At 43.7% G+C, this 18,880-nt stretch carries 13 protein-coding genes and 2 pseudogenes; 4 read left to right on the plus strand and 11 right to left on the minus strand.

Going from position 1 to position 18,880, the window contains the following annotated elements:
• Both IM509_RS15050 and IM509_RS15055 read right to left on the minus strand, forming a co-directional pair.
• Nucleotides 1-401: putative toxin-antitoxin system toxin component, PIN family (locus IM509_RS15050; RefSeq protein ID WP_272079344.1), on the minus strand; the 401-nt coding region annotated here is incomplete at its 3' end.
• The gene (locus IM509_RS15055; protein WP_185236869.1) at nucleotides 401-640 is read right to left on the minus strand and encodes a hypothetical protein; all 240 of its coding nucleotides are present in this window, start codon (nucleotides 638-640) and stop codon (nucleotides 401-403) included. The genes IM509_RS15055 and IM509_RS15050, both read right to left, overlap by 1 nt.
• A 217-nt stretch (nucleotides 641-857) precedes the next feature.
• Between IM509_RS15055 and IM509_RS15060 the strand changes: the two genes are divergently transcribed.
• Nucleotides 858-983: a type II toxin-antitoxin system Phd/YefM family antitoxin gene (locus IM509_RS15060; protein WP_072923848.1), complete on the plus strand. Its 126-nt coding sequence runs from the start codon at nucleotides 858-860 to the stop codon at nucleotides 981-983.
• Between the two features lie 45 nt (nucleotides 984-1,028).
• Here IM509_RS15060 and IM509_RS15065 read toward each other — a convergent pair.
• From IM509_RS15065 to IM509_RS15090, 6 genes and pseudogenes are all read right to left on the minus strand, one after another.
• A pseudogene (locus IM509_RS15065) lies at nucleotides 1,029-1,178 on the minus strand (DUF4926 domain-containing protein); the annotation flags it as partial.
• A 122-nt stretch (nucleotides 1,179-1,300) separates the two neighbouring features.
• Nucleotides 1,301-2,629, minus strand: coding sequence for a hypothetical protein (locus IM509_RS15070; protein WP_260441180.1), 1,329 nt, complete (start codon nucleotides 2,627-2,629; stop codon nucleotides 1,301-1,303).
• Nucleotides 2,630-3,043: 414 nt separating this feature from the next.
• Nucleotides 3,044-7,618, minus strand: coding sequence for a glutamate synthase large subunit (gene gltB, locus IM509_RS15075; protein ID WP_185236870.1), 4,575 nt, complete (start codon nucleotides 7,616-7,618; stop codon nucleotides 3,044-3,046).
• A gap of 160 nt (nucleotides 7,619-7,778) precedes the next feature.
• A complete protein-coding gene (locus IM509_RS15080; RefSeq protein WP_052275293.1) occupies nucleotides 7,779-8,060 on the minus strand; it encodes a DUF433 domain-containing protein in 282 nt (93 codons plus the stop codon).
• Nucleotides 8,061-8,144: 84 nt separating this feature from the next.
• On the minus strand, nucleotides 8,145-8,312 hold the full coding sequence (locus tag IM509_RS15085; RefSeq protein ID WP_002785897.1) for a hypothetical protein: 168 nt from the start codon (nucleotides 8,310-8,312) through the stop codon (nucleotides 8,145-8,147).
• Nucleotides 8,312-8,659, minus strand: coding sequence for a hypothetical protein (locus tag IM509_RS15090; protein WP_002763560.1), 348 nt, complete (start codon nucleotides 8,657-8,659; stop codon nucleotides 8,312-8,314). The genes IM509_RS15085 and IM509_RS15090 overlap by 1 nt, the downstream gene beginning before the upstream one ends.
• A 655-nt stretch (nucleotides 8,660-9,314) precedes the next feature.
• On the opposite strand from IM509_RS15090, the gene IM509_RS15095 reads away from it, so the two are divergent.
• From IM509_RS15095 to sigC, 3 genes are all read left to right on the plus strand, one after another.
• Nucleotides 9,315-10,262 (plus strand): LysR family transcriptional regulator, encoded by a 948-nt coding sequence (locus tag IM509_RS15095; protein WP_052275292.1) that lies wholly within the window; start codon nucleotides 9,315-9,317, stop codon nucleotides 10,260-10,262.
• Nucleotides 10,263-10,329: 67 nt separating this feature from the next.
• Nucleotides 10,330-11,391 carry an anthranilate phosphoribosyltransferase family protein gene (locus IM509_RS15100; RefSeq protein ID WP_052275291.1) on the plus strand — a complete coding sequence of 354 codons (1,062 nt, stop codon included), beginning with the start codon at nucleotides 10,330-10,332 and terminating at the stop codon, nucleotides 11,389-11,391.
• A gap of 160 nt (nucleotides 11,392-11,551) precedes the next feature.
• A complete protein-coding gene (gene sigC / locus IM509_RS15105; RefSeq protein ID WP_072923882.1) occupies nucleotides 11,552-12,796 on the plus strand; it encodes an RNA polymerase sigma factor SigC in 1,245 nt (414 codons plus the stop codon).
• Nucleotides 12,797-12,973: 177 nt separating this feature from the next.
• On the opposite strand, the gene IM509_RS15110 is transcribed toward sigC, so the two are convergent.
• From IM509_RS15110 to IM509_RS15120, 3 genes and pseudogenes are all read right to left on the minus strand, one after another.
• Entirely contained in the window at nucleotides 12,974-14,884 is a 1,911-nt protein-coding gene (locus tag IM509_RS15110; protein WP_185236871.1) for a hypothetical protein, read from the minus strand.
• A gap of 359 nt (nucleotides 14,885-15,243) precedes the next feature.
• Nucleotides 15,244-18,207, minus strand: coding sequence for a DUF6603 domain-containing protein (locus IM509_RS15115; protein WP_185236872.1), 2,964 nt, complete (start codon nucleotides 18,205-18,207; stop codon nucleotides 15,244-15,246).
• Between the two features lie 558 nt (nucleotides 18,208-18,765).
• Nucleotides 18,766-18,880, minus strand: a pseudogene (locus IM509_RS15120) (IS1 family transposase); the annotation flags it as partial.

Here is an 18,880-nt window from a genome sequence, read left to right on the forward strand (position 1 = left end):
AAGAAATCTAGAAAATCTTTTGCTTTTACGATCTGAATATTTTGATATTCAACCAGTGAAAGAAGATGTTTGTCTCCCGTGATAATATGGGTCGCCTTGCCAGCGATCGCACATTCTATGATCATATCGTCATCGGGATCGGCAGATACTAGGGCAAGCTCTTGATTAATTCTGACAATTCGAGAAAATTGGCAAACTTCTTCAATAATTTCCTCGGTTTTTTCTTCAGAAAGTGTAAATTTTACAATAAGCTTTTCTGAAAACTCATCTAAAATTTCTTGGCAAGTTACCGATTGTATCCGCCCGTTTCTTGCCATAGACACGCACAGAAGTGGACTCCCACCAGGGAAAAGCAAGGCAGAAATTAGTATATTGGTATCAAAAACGACAATGGGAGCCACTATTTTTCATGAACGATATTATCGACAAACTCTTCTTTTTCTTCTTCCGTCATGGTATCCCAATCATAGCCGCGTTCTTTGGCTACGATTCGAGCTTTGTCAATGGCGTAGTTAGACAAGGATTCCCATCGGTCCGACTGACTGAGGATGAGAATTTTATAAACTTCCCGTTTCTGGTCTTCGGGGAGTTGTTTGAATAAGTCGATAACTTGTTCGTTGCTTAAGGTTAAGTTCGGCATAGGTCGCTTCTAGACACCAGCATGATTAATCAGTTTAACACGAGTCCTTAATGGAGAGGGTTTTCAGTTCGCCTATCCCTTCTGGGCTTCGAGCGGTTAGAATCGAGAAATTATAACAAATCTGGTTATTTTTGCATGAGTAGAAAACGGGTTTCTCCGAGAAACCCGTTTTCTGTGCGTTACTCAGTCCTTTCATCTTCCCGCTTGCCGTAAAATTATGATTGTCTCTGTCCAAGAAGCTCAAGCCAAACTGCCCGAACTGATATACAATCTCAAACTAGGGGAAGAATTGTTAATTACCGATAATAATTTCCCACTGGCAAAATTAATCGGACAATCCTAGATGCCGATATTCTGCTAAAGATGGGAAAATATCAGTCCTGTAGAGTCAAGGTCGATCCTCGTGGGTGGGGAAACGGAGGGAATTTTCGGCCATGGTGACAACAGTAATTGTTTTTCCCAACCTATCGAAAAATCCGACACTATACCCCGTTTCTAATCCCTCGATTTGATGTTTTTCTACCAATGTTCCCACGTCTCCTGCGGATAATCATTCTTCGGGAATATCTTGTGATAAAATCAAGCTGATATTTTTCTTATCAACTAAATCATAAGCCTGTTACTGTTTTTATGCCTTCATAAACTTATAGTGTTCGTAGATTAATCATTATCTGGATTTAATGCTAAATATTGTTTTAATCTGTTCCATACACCTAGCCTTTGAAATATTTCTTCCTGTTTGGGATATAAAAAGGAATCTTGAAATTTTTTTCCAGTTTGAGTGCTTAATCTTATCAAAAGATTATTACAGTTTTCATTTAATAAATCATCAAGCATTTGTATTAATTTATAATCTGTAGAAAGATGTACCTGTAGCAACTCTAGTTCATCTATAGACAATATTCTCCAGTCAAACTTATTGACTCCCTCTTGGATTAATAAACTATCTAAATGTTCTCGAAACAAATGGCTATTGATAAGATATAAAGGTTCCAAAGAAACAATAACAGGTATAAAAGTATTACAATTGTGAAAACAACTAAGCTCGACCGTTTTTTTCTGACACTCTGAAATAAAGCTTGCTAGTTGTTTTAATCCTTTCGTTACTTGTACCAGACTAGAATTAATGTGATCTTCACTAGCGATAGCTTGTGCCGCTCTAGAAAAGCGTGTTGCTTTGCATTCAAAAAGGATTAAAGTTGAACCGTCTTGCAGTATCCAATCAGGAGATTTACCTTTATTGATTGGATAGAAAGTACGAATTTTTTCCTCCGAAAATAATGTTTCTGAAAATATACACTCTTTGAGAATAATTCCAACATATCTTTCAAAAACATAACCAAAATAAGATGAAAATTCTTGTTTATAGTAATTAAACATTTGATAAAAAATTCCTGATGAAATTCTCGAAGCTATTAAGTCAGGAACTGGTGCATGAATAAAGTCTTTTTCTAATATTGAAAATTGTTTATTCTGACAAGGTTTAATAAGTGGATACTGTAGCAGTGGATTGAAATTATAGGCTTTGAACCTATCATCTTCATTTTTTCTTTCTTCATATAGATTTACAAACTTTGATTTATCCGCCGAAAGTTGTAATAAAATTTTATTGATAGAATAATCGTCTGGAAGACTTAAACCTTTTTTACGAGCAACTTTAAAATAGTTTCTACTAATACTAAAATGCCTAGAAGAAAAACTATATATACAAAAACCAGTATTAATAAAGTCCCTCAAAGAAACATCGCTAATTTCCTGAAATTTTTTTGCAAAATCAAATTTAGGAATATTAGGTAAGTCATTTAATTGTCTGGGTATCTCGTCGAATAGAATAACTGGACGTGCAAATTGACCAAAAATATTCGGTTGAAATGGGAACTGATGACTAACTAAACGGAGCATGAAAAAAACAGGGTTAGAATTAATAAATTCATTTTTAAGTTCTTCATCAAGAGTTATCGGATCTGCCTGTAAATATTTTAAAGTCAAATTTACCAAACATCTAAGATCGTGATATTTAATTGTTGTTTCTACTTTACTAGGAGTGCAAAATCTGATAGCAAATAAAGCCGCCCCAGCATTTAAAAAAGGTAAAAATTCTGGCGTAGTCGCATTAAGCTGTGAATGTTGATTTTTTAAACTGTGTAAAGAATATATAGCGGTAAGCGCTTGAGTGAGATACAGACCAAGCCTTGCCTAGCATCGTTTATAGCTCGTGACACTGTACCTCATACGACTGCACACCGCTATAAGGCATCTCCTAGCTTAATTTTTTTAAAAGAACTTTGAATCTGAAGTTCTAAACGATTTAGAGCTTGCAAAGAATTTATATTAGGAAGTTGATTTTTGACCATATTTTGCCGTATCTATACAATAGGGGGCTTATTCAGCCCCCCTTAACCTCTAACTACCGCCAATCCTTGCCACATCGCGGGCGTTGGCTTCAAAAGCCGCATCGAGAGCAGAATCGCCGGTTAAACCGGAATCTAACGCCTCTTTAATACACTGCAACATCCGCTTATAATCCTTGGGCATTACTTTAACAAACTTGGGCAACATTTCCGACCAATTTGCTAAAACTAGGGACGCTTTTTGACTTTGGGTGTAATCAGCATGGCGTTGAATTAACTCGCGTAAATCGTCGATTTCTTCCCCTTCTAGCGCCTCTAAAGCCACCATTTGGGTATTGCAACGAGTGGCGAAATCCCCCGACTCATCGAGGACGTAGGCGACACCACCACTCATCCCGGCGGCGAAATTGCGACCGGTAGGCCCTAAAACAACGACTTTACCCCCAGTCATATACTCGCAAGCGTGGTCGCCAACGGACTCAACCACCGTAGTCACCCCAGAGTTACGCACCCCAAAACGTTCCCCAGCAACCCCAGAAATATACACCTCACCACTGGTTGCACCGTATAAAGCCACATTACCGATGATAATATTCTCCTCGGCCACAAAAGTGGAACCTTTGGGCGGATAAACGATGATTTTGCCACCGCTTAAACCCTTACCCACATAATCATTGGCATCCCCTTCTAACTCCAGTGTCACCCCTTTGGGAACAAAAGCACCGAAACTCTGCCCCGCGCTGCCCTGAAAATGGAGATGTACGGTATCTTCCGGTAAACCCTCCCAGTGACGTTTAGTGATTTCGTTGCCTAAAATCGTCCCCACCACGCGGTTAATATTTTTAATCGGTAGTGTCGCCTTGACTTTTTCGCCTTTTTCAATGGCATCCTTGCATAAATCCAGTAAAACGGTTATATCCAAGCACTTATCTAAACCGTGGTCCTGGGGAATCTGGCAATAGCGTCCTACCTCTGCATCTACCTCCGGTTGATAGAGAATCGGAGTTAGGTCAATTCCTTTCGCTTTCCAATGTTCTACAGCCTGTTTCGGCTCTAATACATCAGTTCGCCCCACCATTTCATTTAAGGTGCGGAATCCCAATTCAGCCATAATTTCCCGCACTTCCTGGGCGATAAATTTCATGAAATTCACCGTATATTCGGGATCTCCGATGAAATTCTTCCGTAATAACGGATCCTGAGTCGCTACCCCCGCCGGACAGGTATTAAGATGACAAACCCGCATCATAATACAGCCTAACGTCACCAGTGGCGCGGTGGAAAAACCGAATTCTTCGGCCCCCAATAGGGTTGCTACCACCACATCGCGGCCGGTTTTCATCTGGCCATCGGTTTCCACCGCAATGCGACTGCGAAGATTATTTAACACCAATGTTTGATGGGTTTCTGCTAGTCCCAACTCCCAAGGTAAACCCGCGTGTTTAATCGAGGTTTGGGGTGAGGCACCGGTCCCACCATCGAAACCAGAGATTAAAACCACGTCAGCGTGAGCTTTAGCGACTCCGGCGGCGATTGTACCAACTCCCACTTCAGAAACCAGTTTTACGCTCACTCTGGCCGCGCGATTGGCATTTTTTAGGTCATGAATCAACTCCGCTAGGTCTTCAATGGAGTAGATATCGTGGTGGGGTGGGGGAGAAATTAAACCGACTCCGGGGGTGGAGTGACGGACTTTGGCAATCCAGGGATAGACTTTTTTACCCGGTAATTGACCGCCTTCGCCCGGTTTTGCCCCCTGGGCCATTTTTATCTGTAATTCTCGCGCTTGGGAGAGGTAAAGACTGGTGACACCAAAACGGCCGGAAGCTACCTGTTTAATGGCACTATTTTTCGAGTCTCCCCGTTCATTTGTCCAAGTGTAGCGCTCGGAATCTTCGCCGCCTTCCCCGGTGTTCGACTTGCCACCGATACGATTCATGGCAATAGCGAGGGATTCGTGGGCCTCTTTGGAAATGGAACCGTAACTCATGGCCCCGGTTTTAAAGCGTTTCATAATCGCTTCAATCGGTTCCACTTCTTCGATGGGGATACTTTCCCGGTTTTTAAAGGTTAATAGTCCCCGCAGGGTGAAGAATTTTTGATTCTGTTGGTTGACCAGTTGGGAATATTTCTTAAAGAGATCGTATTTGCCCAATTTTACCGCTTGTTGCAGGGTATGAATGGTTTCTGGGCTAAAAAGATGGGCTTCCCCGTCCTTACGCCATTGATATTCACCGCCAATATCGAGGGTATGCACATTCACATCCCGGTCGGGGAAAGCGTGGCCGTGTCTGAGTAGGGATTCTTTGGCAATAATTTCTAAATCGGCCCCTTCAATGCGGGAAGCTGTCCAAGTAAAATAGCGATCGACTACCGATCGATTTAAGCCGATAGCCTCGAATATTTGCGCCCCACGGTAGCTTTGCAGGGTAGAAATGCCAATTTTAGAGGCCACTTTAATTACGCCCTTGGTGGCGGCTTTTATGTAGTTTTTACAGGCGGTCTGGTGGTCAACTCCCACCAATAAACCTTCCTCGATCATACTGCCGAGGGTGGCAAAGGCTAGATAGGGATTAATCGCACCGCAACCATAACCGAGGAGAAGGGCGTAGTGATGTACTTCCCGGGGTTCGCCGGATTCCAAGACAAGACCGACTCTGGTGCGGGTTCCCTGCCGGATGAGATGATGGTGTAAACCAGCAACCGCCAGCAGTGAGGGAATCGGGGCGTGATTTTTATCGATACCTCGATCGCTTAAAATAATAATACTCGCGCCCGCTAAAATTGCCTCGTCCACCTCTTGACAAATTGCCTCAATTGTGCTACGCATCCCCTCGACTCCCGAAGTGGGATCGAAGAGAATGGGAATAGTCACGGTGTTAAATTCGCTATTGCCCTGTAAACGCGCTAATTGGGCGTTAGTGAGGATGGGAGAGTTAAGTTTAATCAGGTGACAGCTTTCCGGCTGCGGATCCAAGAGATTTCTCTCCGCACCGATAGTGGTAATGGGAGAGGTGATAATTTCTTCGCGAATCGAGTCAATCGGGGGGTTAGTGACTTGGGCGAATAACTGCTGAAAGTAATCATAAAGCAGTTTTGGCCGATCGGACAAGACGGCTAGGGGTGTATCGGAACCCATGGAACCCACTGCTTCCACTCCATCCCGGCCCATGGGGGCTAATAAAAGACGTAATTCTTCAAAAGTGTAACCGAAAGCGGTTTGCTGTTGGATTAGGGAAACAGAAGTTTCCGGTGGCGCAGTTTCCACAGCCGGTAAATCATCTAAATTGACTAAATTTTCGTTTAACCACTGGCGATAGGGATGAGCTTTGGCAATAGCTTCTTTTATCTCCTCATCGGCCACGATACGACCTTCTTTCATATCCACAAGGAACATCCGGCCGGGTTGCAGACGACCTTTAAAAGCGACGCGTTCCGGTTCAATGGGTAAAACTCCCGCTTCCGATGCCATAATTACTAGGTCATCTTTGGTGACGTAGTAACGGGAAGGACGTAAACCATTGCGGTCTAACACTGCTCCCATCATCGTACCATCGGTAAAAGCGATCGAGGCTGGACCATCCCAGGGTTCCATCAAACAGGAATGGTATTCATAAAAGGCTTTTTTCTCATCACTCATTGATTCGTGGGCTGCCCAGGGTTCAGGAATCATCATCATGACAGCGTGAGGGAGAGAACGCCCCGATAAAACCATTAATTCTAGGGCATTATCAAAAATTAAGGAGTCACTACCCTCGATATTAATAACCGGCTGGATTTTTTTGATGTCTTCCCCGAATAAGGGTGAGGCAAACATCGACTGACGGGCGTGCATCCAGTTAATATTACCTCGCAGGGTATTAATTTCGCCATTGTGGGCAATATAACGGTAGGGGTGGGCGCGTTCCCAACTGGGGAAGGTATTGGTACTAAAACGGGAATGGACTAATCCTAAAGCGCTTTGAAAGTCGGGGTCGTGTAAATCGGGGAAATAGTCACCCACCTGTACCGGCATTAATTGCCCTTTATAGACAATGGTACGACTAGAAATACTGCAAGGATACCAGTAACGATTAAAAGATTGACGACTGAGGTGGGAACGCTTGCGAATAACGTATAATTTGCGTTCAAAGGCCAGATCATCACTTAAATTGGCATTGCGTTCGATGAAAACCTGTTCGATAAAGGGTTCGGTAGATCTGGCCGAATTGCCTAAACTAGAGTTATCCGTGGGAACATCACGCCAACCGAGAACTTTTAACCCCTCTTCGGCGGCGATTTTCTCGAATTCCTGGCGACTTTTCCCGCGAATTTCCGCATCAGGGGCCGTGTAGAGCATTCCTACCCCGTATTGTCCCGCTGCTGGTAAGGTAAAACCTAGATTGCTGGTCACTTTCCGGAAAAATAGGTCAGGGATTTGGCACAAAATACCCGCCCCATCTCCGGTATTTTTTTCCGCACCGCACGCGCCACGGTGATCGAGGTTTAGTAGAATTGTTAAGGCCTGTTCAACAATATCGTGGGACTTTTTACCCGTTTTATGAACGATAAAACCGACACCACAAGCATCATGTTCAAATCGGGGATCGTATAGTCCTTGTTTCCGTGGAGTTTGATTGTTATTCATTTTGTCTGATAGCCTAGCAGTCTGGAAGGGAATGGCCTAGAGGGTGAGCCAGAGTAGCGATTCTAGGTATATCAATTCTGTATCCAGACTGGACCTTCGGTCTTATATCTTAAGGAAATGTTCCGATGTCACAAGGGTTCCTTTATGCCGAAGAGATTATTCACGAATTTTTTAGCAGCGGATCGATTAAGTCGTCGGGAATGCGGTTATGCTCGATATAAGCGTTAATTTCCTCTAGATGGTCGCTGTAATAGGTCAACGCACTGAAGACCTGACTTAACGTCAGATGGGGCATTCCTAGGGGGATTTCTTCGGGAGCGACTCCCAGACGCCAAGTTTCGACGATGGCGCGGACGGGTGTACGCGTTCCTTTGATAATTGGTTCCCCGTGTAAAATCTCGTCGTCTCGAACGATATAGAGATATTCGGTCGCTTGAACCATCGCGGTTTTCTGGAGTGGATATCGTTTAGTTTATCGTATCGATCGAACCCCCGACTATTCCCCATAAATATCGGTTCGGTTACTTCAGCCACCCGCTCTCACTTGCGGCGATTGTTTCGCTCTTTCTCGCCATTTTTTAGAATTTTCTGTAATTACCTCGCACATTGATCGGGCTTTTTCCGCCGCATCCCGTGCCATTTCCAGAATTTCCTCTAGTTCCCGTTCATTTAGTCCTGTTTCTTTTCTTTCCATCACCGTAAACCCTCCAAGCGATTTTTAACCTGCGTCACCCTTATTCTAGTCTCTAAAATACGTCCTAACTCGATCGAGATATCTTCCCCGGCCTCCTGTAAATTTGCTGGGGTCGGTTCTGATCGATCAACACTTTCCACACGCTCGCGGATTTGATTCCTTGCGCGATCAGCGTAAAATAAGCTAGTATTCACAAAAGCCATCAATTGAATTAATGTAAAATTATCGGGAAAACGATTTAACAGATCTGTACCGATTTTGATCGCTTCTCTCCCGTCACTTTCTAGGCGATCTAGTTCTCGATCAATCCTTTCTACGAGCGCAGTTAATTGGGACGGTAAAGGCATAAATTGAAAAATAACACAGGGGACGATTTTAACCTAGCAAAAACAGGCCGCACGAAGACCGATCGGATCGGTTTGATTGGGAAAATTCGATAACTCGAATAGAAGCGATCGATCACACATAGATAGCCTCTCGAACGCTCATTTTTGTCAATTAGTGCGGCAAATGAAGCAAAGTCTGGTTAAAAGCTGAGAAAATCCCCCTGTCCAGCCGTAAGAATCCCCATCAATCCTATTTACGGTTGGCTGAAAAAATCTAAAAACCTTGTTGGGTAAGACTTTTAGACTTTTTTTCCCTCAAAAAGTGCCGACCATTGGAGGGATCGGGGGTAAAATTCTGGGACTTTTGCCCTGAAAATTAGGTAACTGACTACCTCAAAATCGGTAAAACCCTACACCCCACACCCCACACCCTGCCCCCAGGAAAAACTTTTTGCCGCAGACCCTAATTGGTTAAGCTAAAAGCTTTGATGTGCTTAGTTTCTAACCTTCTTTTGAGGTAGGAGAATTGCCAGATTCTGTCTTTTGCACGAGTGCCTGTTGCCTCTTGCCTTCAGAAGCTGATAACTGAGAAAACGGTAGCAATTTCTACCAAAAGTCCCAATAAAATTCGTTATCGTCATAAGGTCATGACGGAATGTAATTAAAACCAGAAAGAATGCGGATCGAGCAGTTGCAAGCCTTTTTAGCCGTAGCCGATACGGGCAATTTCGGTCAAGCGGCGCGCCAGTGTGGAGTCACCCAATCGACTATCAGCCGCCAGATTCAATCCCTAGAAACCGATTTGGGCTTACCTCTTTTCCATCGTACCGCCCAAGCGAAATTAACCATTGCCGGGGAGAAATTGCTACCCCGGGCGAAACGAATTTGTCAAGAATGGACGAATGTTCACGAGGAAATCACTGACCTACAGGCGGGAAAACAGCCAGAATTGTGCGTGGCGGCGATTCATTCCGTCTGCGCCCATTATTTACCGCCGATTTTGCCGAAATTTTGTGCTGAATACCCAGAAGTTCAGTTAAGAGTTACAGCCCTAGGCAGTGATCGCGCCTTAAAAGTGCTGCGGGATGGTTTAGTAGATCTGGCCTTGGTAATGAATAATCGTTTTCTCACCTCTAGCCCGGAGATGGTGGTAGAAATATTATACGAAGAAGCGATCGAAATTCTCATGGCCGCTAATCATCCCCTTGCCCAATACAAAGAAGTGCCATGGTCGGAATTAATCCCCTATCCGCAAGTGGTTTTCAAAGATGGCTACGGAATGCAAAGATTAGTACAAGAATGGTTTTCCCGTCAGGATGCCCACCTAAAAACTGTCATGGAATTAAACACCCTTGATGCTTTTCGCGGTGTGGTGCGTCAGGGTAATATTATCGCTCTTCTGCCTCAATCTGCCCTGATGGAGGCCCGTAGCGATGCCACCCTCGCCATTCGTCCTCTTGCTTCCCCTAGTAGCGAAAATCCCCATCTTAATAATGGTAAATTTAGTCATCGTCTCACCCGTCAGGTAGTCCTTGTCACCACCAGCGATCGCCTACAGATACCACCGATCGCTCATTTTTGTCAATTAGTGCGGCAAATGAAGCAAAGTGTGGTTAAAAGCTGAGAAAATCCCCCTGTAAAGCCTTAAGAATCCCCATCAATCCTATTTACTCTTTATTTTCTTCCTTGAGATGAGCGATACTTTTCGAGAATTATTAAAAGCGATCGGTAGTGGCACCCATACGGGCAAAAATCTAACCCGTCCTGAAGCGGCGATGGCCACCAAGATGATGTTAACCCAAGAAGCAACTCCGGCCCAAATCGGTGCTTTTATGATTGCCCATCGCATTAAACGCCCCACCAGCGATGAGTTAGCGGGAATGCTTGATGCCTACGCCGAGCTTGGCCCGCAAATAACCCTAGAATCAGCCTCTTTTCAGCATCCGATCGCTATTTTTGGCAATCCCTACGATGGACGCTCTCGCACTGCCCCAGTTACCCCGATCACTACTTTAATCTTAGCGGCGGCGGGGATTCCCGTAGTCCTGCACGGGGGCGATCGAATGCCAACTAAATACGGCATTTCCCTGAGGGAAATCTGGCAGCAATTAGGAGCAGATTTTAGTCAATTATCCTTAGCAGCAGTGAAAGACTGTTTAATCACCACAGGATTGACTTTTTTCTATATTCCGCGCCATTTTCCCCTAGTACAGAATTTCATCACCTATCGGGAGCAAATCGGTAAACGTCCGCCCATGGCCACGGTAGAGTTAATGTGGTCGCCTTTTGTCGGTAATATTCATCAAATATCGGGTTTTGTTCACCCCCCCACCGAAGATCGTTTTTGCGAAACTTTTGCCCTGAGAAATATCTCTCATTTCACCACCGTGAAAGGATTAGAGGGGAGTTGTGATTTAGCCTGTAATCGGACGGCGATTATTGGTCTGGGAAATCCCACCGACCCCCCTTCCTTTCAGCGATTTTTCCTAAATCCTCGCGATTATGGCTTCTGTCCCTCAGATTATCCCCTCGAATCTTTAGAGATGCTCACCGCTAAATTAAAGGGTTTATTAGCCGGAGAAAATAACGAATTAACCGATGCGGCAATTTTTAACGGTGGTTTTTATCTTTGGCGCTGTGGAATTGCCCCGGATATCCCCACGGCTTTCCAGCAAGCACAACAATGTTTACAGTCGGGAAAAGCCCTGGCTAAACTAGAAGAGATCAGTAATTATCTGGAAAATCAGGAATAGATAGGAATAGGACTGTCAGGAAAATCACTCCATTATAAATACTTTTGAGAAAAAAATTTTCCCAACTGCATCATTTCCTCGCTTAAGTGGGAAAGCTATGACTACGGAAAACGATTTAAAAGTTTCTAATTCCTATCACAGTCGCCGTAGAGAAGCCATCATGTCTGCAATTAACCCCTCGACGCTCGAAACTGAATTTATCTCTCCCTCTTTTTCTGTCCTAAAATTGAAGGAAAACTCGATCGACCTGGATGAAGATTTTCTCGGCAGTGATTTGGAAGATGATTTAGTATCTAGTCCCGAAAAAAGCTACAGCAACGGCACAACTACCGATTTAGTACGTTTATACCTACAAGACATTGGCAGAGTGCCTCTGCTCAAACGGGACGAGGAAGTTGAACAAGCGCAACAGGTACAGCGTCATCTGTCTTTACTGAAATTATGCGCCGCCGCCGTTAAACAAGGTGATGCACAAGTACAGCAATTTGTCAAGTTAATTGAGGTGCGCGATCAGCTAACCGCTCGGTTAGCCCATCGTCCTTCCCTAGAACGTTGGGCAAAAACTGCCCAAATCAGCGTGTCTGAGTTAAAAAATGCTTTAAAAGCAGGAAAACAGCGTTGGGCGCACCTAGCGGGCTTAGAAGTGGGGGAATTAGAAGAAATTATTGCCCTTGGTACCCGTGCCAAAGAACAAATGATCAAGGCCAATTTACGTCTGGTGGTGTCGGTGGCCAAAAAATATCAGAATCGCGGTTTAGAATTATTGGATTTGATTCAAGAGGGAACCCTGGGTTTAGAACGGGCCGTCAAGAAATTTGATCCCACCAAAGGCTATCGTTTTAGTACCTATGCCTACTGGTGGATCCGTCAAGGAATGACGAGAGCGGTCGCAACTCAAAGCCGGATGATTCGCTTACCAGTTCATATTACCGAAAAACTCAACAAAATTAAGAAGGCACAACGGAAAATCTCCCAAATCCGCGGTCGCACTGCGACCGTAGAGGAAATTGCCCAAGAGTTAGCTGTGACTCCTGAAGCTGTGCGGGAAGTGTTGATGACAGTGCCGCGTTCGGTTTCCTTGGAAATTAAGGTAGGTAAGGAAAAAGATACGGAATTAATAGACCTTTTGGAAACCGAAGCAGTGTCTTCAGAAAATCATTTTGTCTATGAATCTTTGCAAAGAGATATCAGAGAATTATTGGCAGATTTAACCACTCGCGAACGAGAAGTGATTGAATTGCGCTATGGTTTTCTCGATGGTAAATCCCATTCTTTAGCCGATATCGGTCGCACTTTGGAATTATCCCGGGAAAGGGTACGACAAATTGAGTCGAAAGCTTTGCAAAAATTGCGTCAATCCGGGCGAGGTCATCAAATTCGCGATTATTTTGAAGGTTTGAGTTAGTTAGGGTTTGCTGAAAAAGTTTTTCCTGGGGGTAGGGTGTGGGGTGTGGGGTTTTACCGATTTTGAGGGGGTCAATTACCTAATTTTCAGGGAAAAAGTCCAGGGATTTTCCCCCCGACACTCCCAGATACGGTACTTTTTGATTTCCCAAAAGCCCAAAGACATTACCCAACAACTCTAACCCCGTGCGACAAATCTAACTTTGGGCGATCCCTCAATCATGGTGGCTGCAAATTGAGCAGAAGTGAATTGGGAGGTAGATTTTAACCCTTGTTTGAGCCTGTTGGTCATTTCCTTAATATCAATCACTCTTAGATCTTGATTGCGGAAGGGAACCTCTATGTTTCCGGTTGTTTGCTTACCGTCGAGTTGTCGTAGTCCTTTAGTAATCTTAGTTCCTGTTTCAATTGGATCTACACCACAATTAACGGATGATGCCTTAAGAGAAAGATCAAGAGTTTTGACCTCCCCTGCAAAAAAACAGAGTAAGATGTTATCTGATAGCCGATCTCTTCGGATTATGGTTAGTTGATTCTCCGGTCCGACAAAATTATTTCCGGTTACGGGATTGACGTAACCTTCTATTTCTAAACCGGGCCAACCGGATACTACTTCTGAATGTAACAAGAAGCCAGTAATAGTTTTATCAGACTGGGTTTTGCTTCGGCGTAAACTGCGACTTTGAACATCTAATCGCAAGTCTTCTTTCGTGACTCGTCCGACACTAAAAGCCCCATCTTGTAAGCAGTCAACCCAATAGGAATCTACCCAAAAGAAGCGCAAAGATTCGGGGGGAAGTAACCGTGTATCGGGAACCAAATAGTTAAAGGGAACGTTTTTGAGCAATTCTAAATCTTGGAACCAATTGGCGATCGCTGTAGGTAGATCCCCGTTAGTTTCAGTTGTGCCTTGGAAAGGTAGGTGCAGTACTTGTTGCTGTATCTGATGTAACTCCTGAGCTTTAGAGCGTTTCCAGTTAAAAATCTCCACAGCAAGGGGTTGATTTTGTAGGGTAAGCATTCGTCCTAATTGCCAAGCCATAGCGTAGGAAACATCAAACATACCCGTATTAGGATCATAACGCATCAATTGATCAGCTATAGGAACAGGAGCAGTTAGGTTATCTTGGCTTTGGCCTGTACTTAAAGGACTATGATACCAAGAAATTGTTTTATCTCCTTGTCGCAGAGCGTGGTGGAGAGGTACATAACCTAAATCTAGGTATTGCTTTGCTGGATTATTACCTTCGGAGGGAAGTCTGAGGGTGTCGGGTTTGCGATCAATTTCTTTGAGCAGGGCATCGAAATTGTGCTTACTATTAACACAGGCAAAACTCCAACTGACAAGGCTGACTAAGCGGATTAAATCGTTAGGTCCTGCGCCTTGATAGTCAAATTCTCCAGATGTTCCATTATAGCGTTCTTCAATATAGCGTTCTTCAAGGGCGACTAAATGAACGGTACTCACTTCCCCTTTCTTGGGTAAACGGTTGCCTAAAATAGTGGCTAAAGGTTCACTGAGAGATTTACCTTGATCGTTAGTTATTTGGTTAATATAAGCAAGGAGAGCTATATCTTCTTCCGAAGGCAGGATTTTTTCTAAAATGCCTTTAGGAACATCAATTACCGTAAGCTCATCTTCATCTTTTTGTCCAGTTTCATAGTTAAATGTGGGAAATTTAATATTACCAGAAGTTGGTTTGAGTTCCTTTAATTTAATTGTTTTTGGTTCAGGTTTTTCTGATTCCTGAAACAGAAGGAGAGCTAACCAAGGGAGATCAGTATCTGTTGATTTGATAGTACGCTCCCAAGGCAGAGTACCGCGTTTGAGGATGATATGGGGCAAGGCATTAGAATACTCGCCCAAGTTTCCCGCAGGGGGAAAAACGGCATAAATGACATCAGGAGTTAGGGGAGCAAAACGGTGGCCATCTACATAAAAGGTAAGCTCTTTACTGAATGTCTGCTCAGGTATTTTCTGAGAGTTTTTGGTCTTAACAGTTTGCTCAACTTCCACTGTATAAGTACCACTATTTAGGGGAGGTTGACGATGTTCGATAAATTGAACTTTAACTGTTGATGTGGACATGATTAATTGATTGTGGATTGTGGATTATGGCGATTTTGGATTTTGGATTGTGGATTGTGGATTGAGCATCCTGAAAATCTTCAAATCCTGAAAATCCTGATCAGATTTGGTATAAGAGGGGGGGAGAGGGGAGGAGTTACGGGTTTCCTCATACTCTAATAACCCAAGTTGCTAGTTATAAGCTTCGCTAGTTCGATCCCCCTAAATCCCCCTTAAAAAGGGGGACTTTGAGTCTGGTTCCCCCCTTTTCAAGGGGGGCTAGGGGGGATCGAACCTAGAAATCATAGACAAAATTTGTAACTAGCAACTTACGTTAATACCCGGTTTAAATGCGTAACTGCTTACCTCCCCTAATTGAATTACGCTTTAACCTGGGGTGCAGTGACAAAAGAATTAGCCACCGAATCGGTTAATTTAACATCATCGGCTAGATTAAAGCCGAGAGATTGGAGCAGATTGTTGCGATTATTCTGAGTATTGTCACTGACAATGTTGTTTTTGATGGCTGTAGTTCGAGCTTTATTGTCGGTAGAAACCCCAGAAAAAGCCGTCGTTTTTTGCCAAGCGTAAACCTCATTTATGGCGGTGGTATCGTGTTGCAATTTCTCGACATCAATAATATTGGTGCTACAGACATCTTCCTTGATTTGAGGAACAATCCGGAAACCGGAGAGGACGTTCTCGACAAATTGCTGATCGTTAGCTTCAGGGAGAAGAATTCGTTCTGAGTCTTGACCCTTGACTTTAACAACTTTAACCTTAGCATCGCCCCAAAGTGCGGTTGGCACATCTTGAGTTATGGGGATAAATCGGAACTGGTTCCGATCAACGAGTTGTGAGTTTCCTGCCTTTGTCTTCCGGGTAATTTTGATGTTGTAGCTGCTGTCGAGTTGCTCCTTTTTAATGCCCATGGAACGAACGCCAAAATCGGTATTCGCATATCTAGCACGGAGAGGTTCGGTATCTTGGGTATTTTTTTGGTAAGATGCTTTCTTGCTGGGGATAGCAGAATTAACTACTAGCTCTAACTCTTTGGGATTGACGACAAAGGCGACTTCTTTGGTTGTTGCCGGTGAGAGTTGTTTGGTGACTCCTTGATTGACAACAACACTACAAACGTCTGCAGCTGTTGATGAACCTTGTGCTGTTGATTTCGCAGGGGGTAAGAAGGAACTTTGGAAACTTTCCCAATCGATAGGCTCTGGTAAGCGAGAAGATTGATCGCCAAATTCCATAGTGACTTTGACGAAGATAATTCTAAATGTGGCTGTACCGGCAAATTCTGGGCCCCACAAATGCAGTTGCACCCCTAAAGTAACTGGTCCGAGTATTCCATAGCCAGCTTGAATCCTCACTTGTACTAGGATTTCGTAGTAGTAGGGTTTCCAAGAGATGAGGAAATGAGCCTCAGCGACAAAGTTAGCCCACAGTGTACCGAGTTTGAAATTGGCTTCTAGTCGGCCACCAGCCATGATGGCATGAGCGCACAGAGCAAAGTACATTTCTCCCTTGAGGGATAGACAATCTCCGACTTTCCATTGGAAGCCTAGACGAGGGACTGTAGGATAGTGGGCAGGTTTTGTGAATAGGGGGTGATAACCACCTAAAGTAATAACAAAATCACCGGCATGAGGGCCAGAAACCCAGAGACAGACGGCAAAGCCACCAGTTAAGCGACAATCTGGGGATAAGAGATAGCAATCTGAGGCTAATTGACCTTCTATGGAGATTACTCCTTCACTCAGAGAAAATCTGGCTCGTAGGAGCATCGTCATATTGGCAATACAGCTTGTATTTTTCGAGTCTTTTGCCGGAGTGGGAATTTCCATCTTGGCAATTCCCAACAGGTTGATCTCGAAATCTTCCCCCAAGGCGACGGTTAGCAGCGCAAAGCAGTCTAACATCTGGAAGCAGGTAAACTTGAGTCCGATGGCAACAAAGCCGGAGCCGATGGATATGGGCATATATTCATCCATCTGGCTCAGTTTTTTGGTAATCAGTTCACTATCATCGGAAAATTTCTTGTCGGTGGGTTTTACCGCTTCGGCAACTAGGGGAAAATCTCGTAACTTGTCGATAGAGGGTACTTTCAGATAGCGGTTGTAGCCGAAACCCAGAGCAAATCCCGTGATAATGAAGGAGGGATCAACTACTATAGTGACGTTAAGAACGGCATATAGAAATAGGGAGGGTTCATTGTTGTAGTAGGCATAGGCACCGATGGCGCTGACACCAAAACTTTTAAATTTGAGTCTGGCTAAACCCAGATATTCTTCATATTCATGTTTTGTGTCTTGCTTACGCAGTAAGGCCCCGCTTATTTCGATAATTGAATTTTTGTATTCTATGCCAATGCCCGATATTTTAAAGGATGGGTTTAAGTCTTCTAAGGCAATCCCGACTCCTAAATCGTCGCAAGCGAGGGTCAAACCAGCGATTTTGAGAGCAGCATCAATGACGATGCCGATTTCTGGATTGTTTGCTTTTTCCTCATATTGGAAGCCAATTTGTTTAAGTGAAAACGGTCCGAAGGTTTTGTCTATATCAAACCAAACGGCTAAGTTACTGTTGGTGACTGTTTCTTTTGCTCCACCAGGAGCTAATACTTCTTTTTCTCCTTCTGCTTGTGGACTTACTGGCAAGCTCAAAATCTTAGCAGCATCGGCTAATCCCAATTGACCTGAGAAGCTAAAACCTTTACGGACAGAGAGTTTGGCTTCGCTTTCTTGTGTACCCTCTTCTTTAGGAACTGGCATTGGGGGGATGAGTTTTTCTTCTTTTTTGTCGGGTTTGTTAGGGATTTTGTCGTTTAAAACGCGAATTTCTTTGATGGTAAAGGCTTTAGACGCGGCGACAAGTCGCAGGGATGGAACTAATTCTTTTTCACCGACTTCATCGGAGATTAAACCACGCACTACGGGAAGAGATTTTAATTGGATTTTGGTGGCGATATCTAAATCTAGGACAAACAGCCATTCTCCTTTACTTGTTTTCTGTTCTTTCCGGTAAATCACCATCAGATTTTTGAACTTGATCGATTTATCCTTGAGTCCACTTGGTAACAAGTCAGCGATGCTTGTATCTAGGGTTGCCATCAAATCATTGAGGGTGATACTGAAGGGGTCTCCTTTTTCTTTAGCTGTATAGGCGACAATGGTTTGACCTTCACTTGGTTTTTTGTCGGGTTTAGTTTCAGAGATAAACTCGATGTCTTTCCCGATAGAAATTGTTATTTTTGGACCTTTTGCCGGTGAGTCACTTGAGGTTTTTGAAAGACCTTTTTCCAGTTCTTCTTTTAATTTGGGTTCGGTGTTTGTAGTCATCGGTTTGTTGGGGGATTTGGTTGATGAGTTTTAAGAGTGAAGAATGAATTTTTGGTTCAGATTTCTGTAATTGTAATTCTCCTTGCTTCTGGATTTTGCTAATAATGAGAGGCTCGCGTCGAGGGAGCCTCTCACCTTCCCACTAAGCATAAATACTTAGTGGGAAAATAGGCTTTTCGAGGGTAATTCTCTGACAGGGGGACAAGAAGGCTGAAATCCATATAGCATAAGCTTTTCATGGTTTTAGCTCGAAAAAGTTCGCCGCACCATCTCTCACTTATTAATAATAATTCCTAGTAAGCTCGCTCCTATCCCTAATTCTTTCGTTAGCTTTTTGCCTAGAATCGCTAGATCTATTTCTAGCGAGAGAAGCCAGAAGCCTTTGTTGGCAAGTTTTCTAGCTCGCTTGTCCCCCTGTCAGGGTAATTCTTGTTTTAATTCTCCATGGTCGACAAGCTGTAAAGAACTCTTCGCTCGGACGAAGTTGGTAGAATAATAACAAAGTTAAAAGATGCGTTTTTAAGTTCTTAACTCGGCGTTGCTGAATTAAGCTATGAATCAGTAAGGAATAGGCACTTCTTGAAACTTCAGATAATGAATTAATAAACGAATAGAGTATCCTAACATTTCTGTAGACTTAGAATAGCAGAGTGTTTTGCGATGCAATCGGGCT

This window comes from Microcystis sp. M31BS1, assembly GCF_020245285.1.
Lineage (GTDB): Bacteria > Cyanobacteriota > Cyanobacteriia > Cyanobacteriales > Microcystaceae > Microcystis > Microcystis panniformis.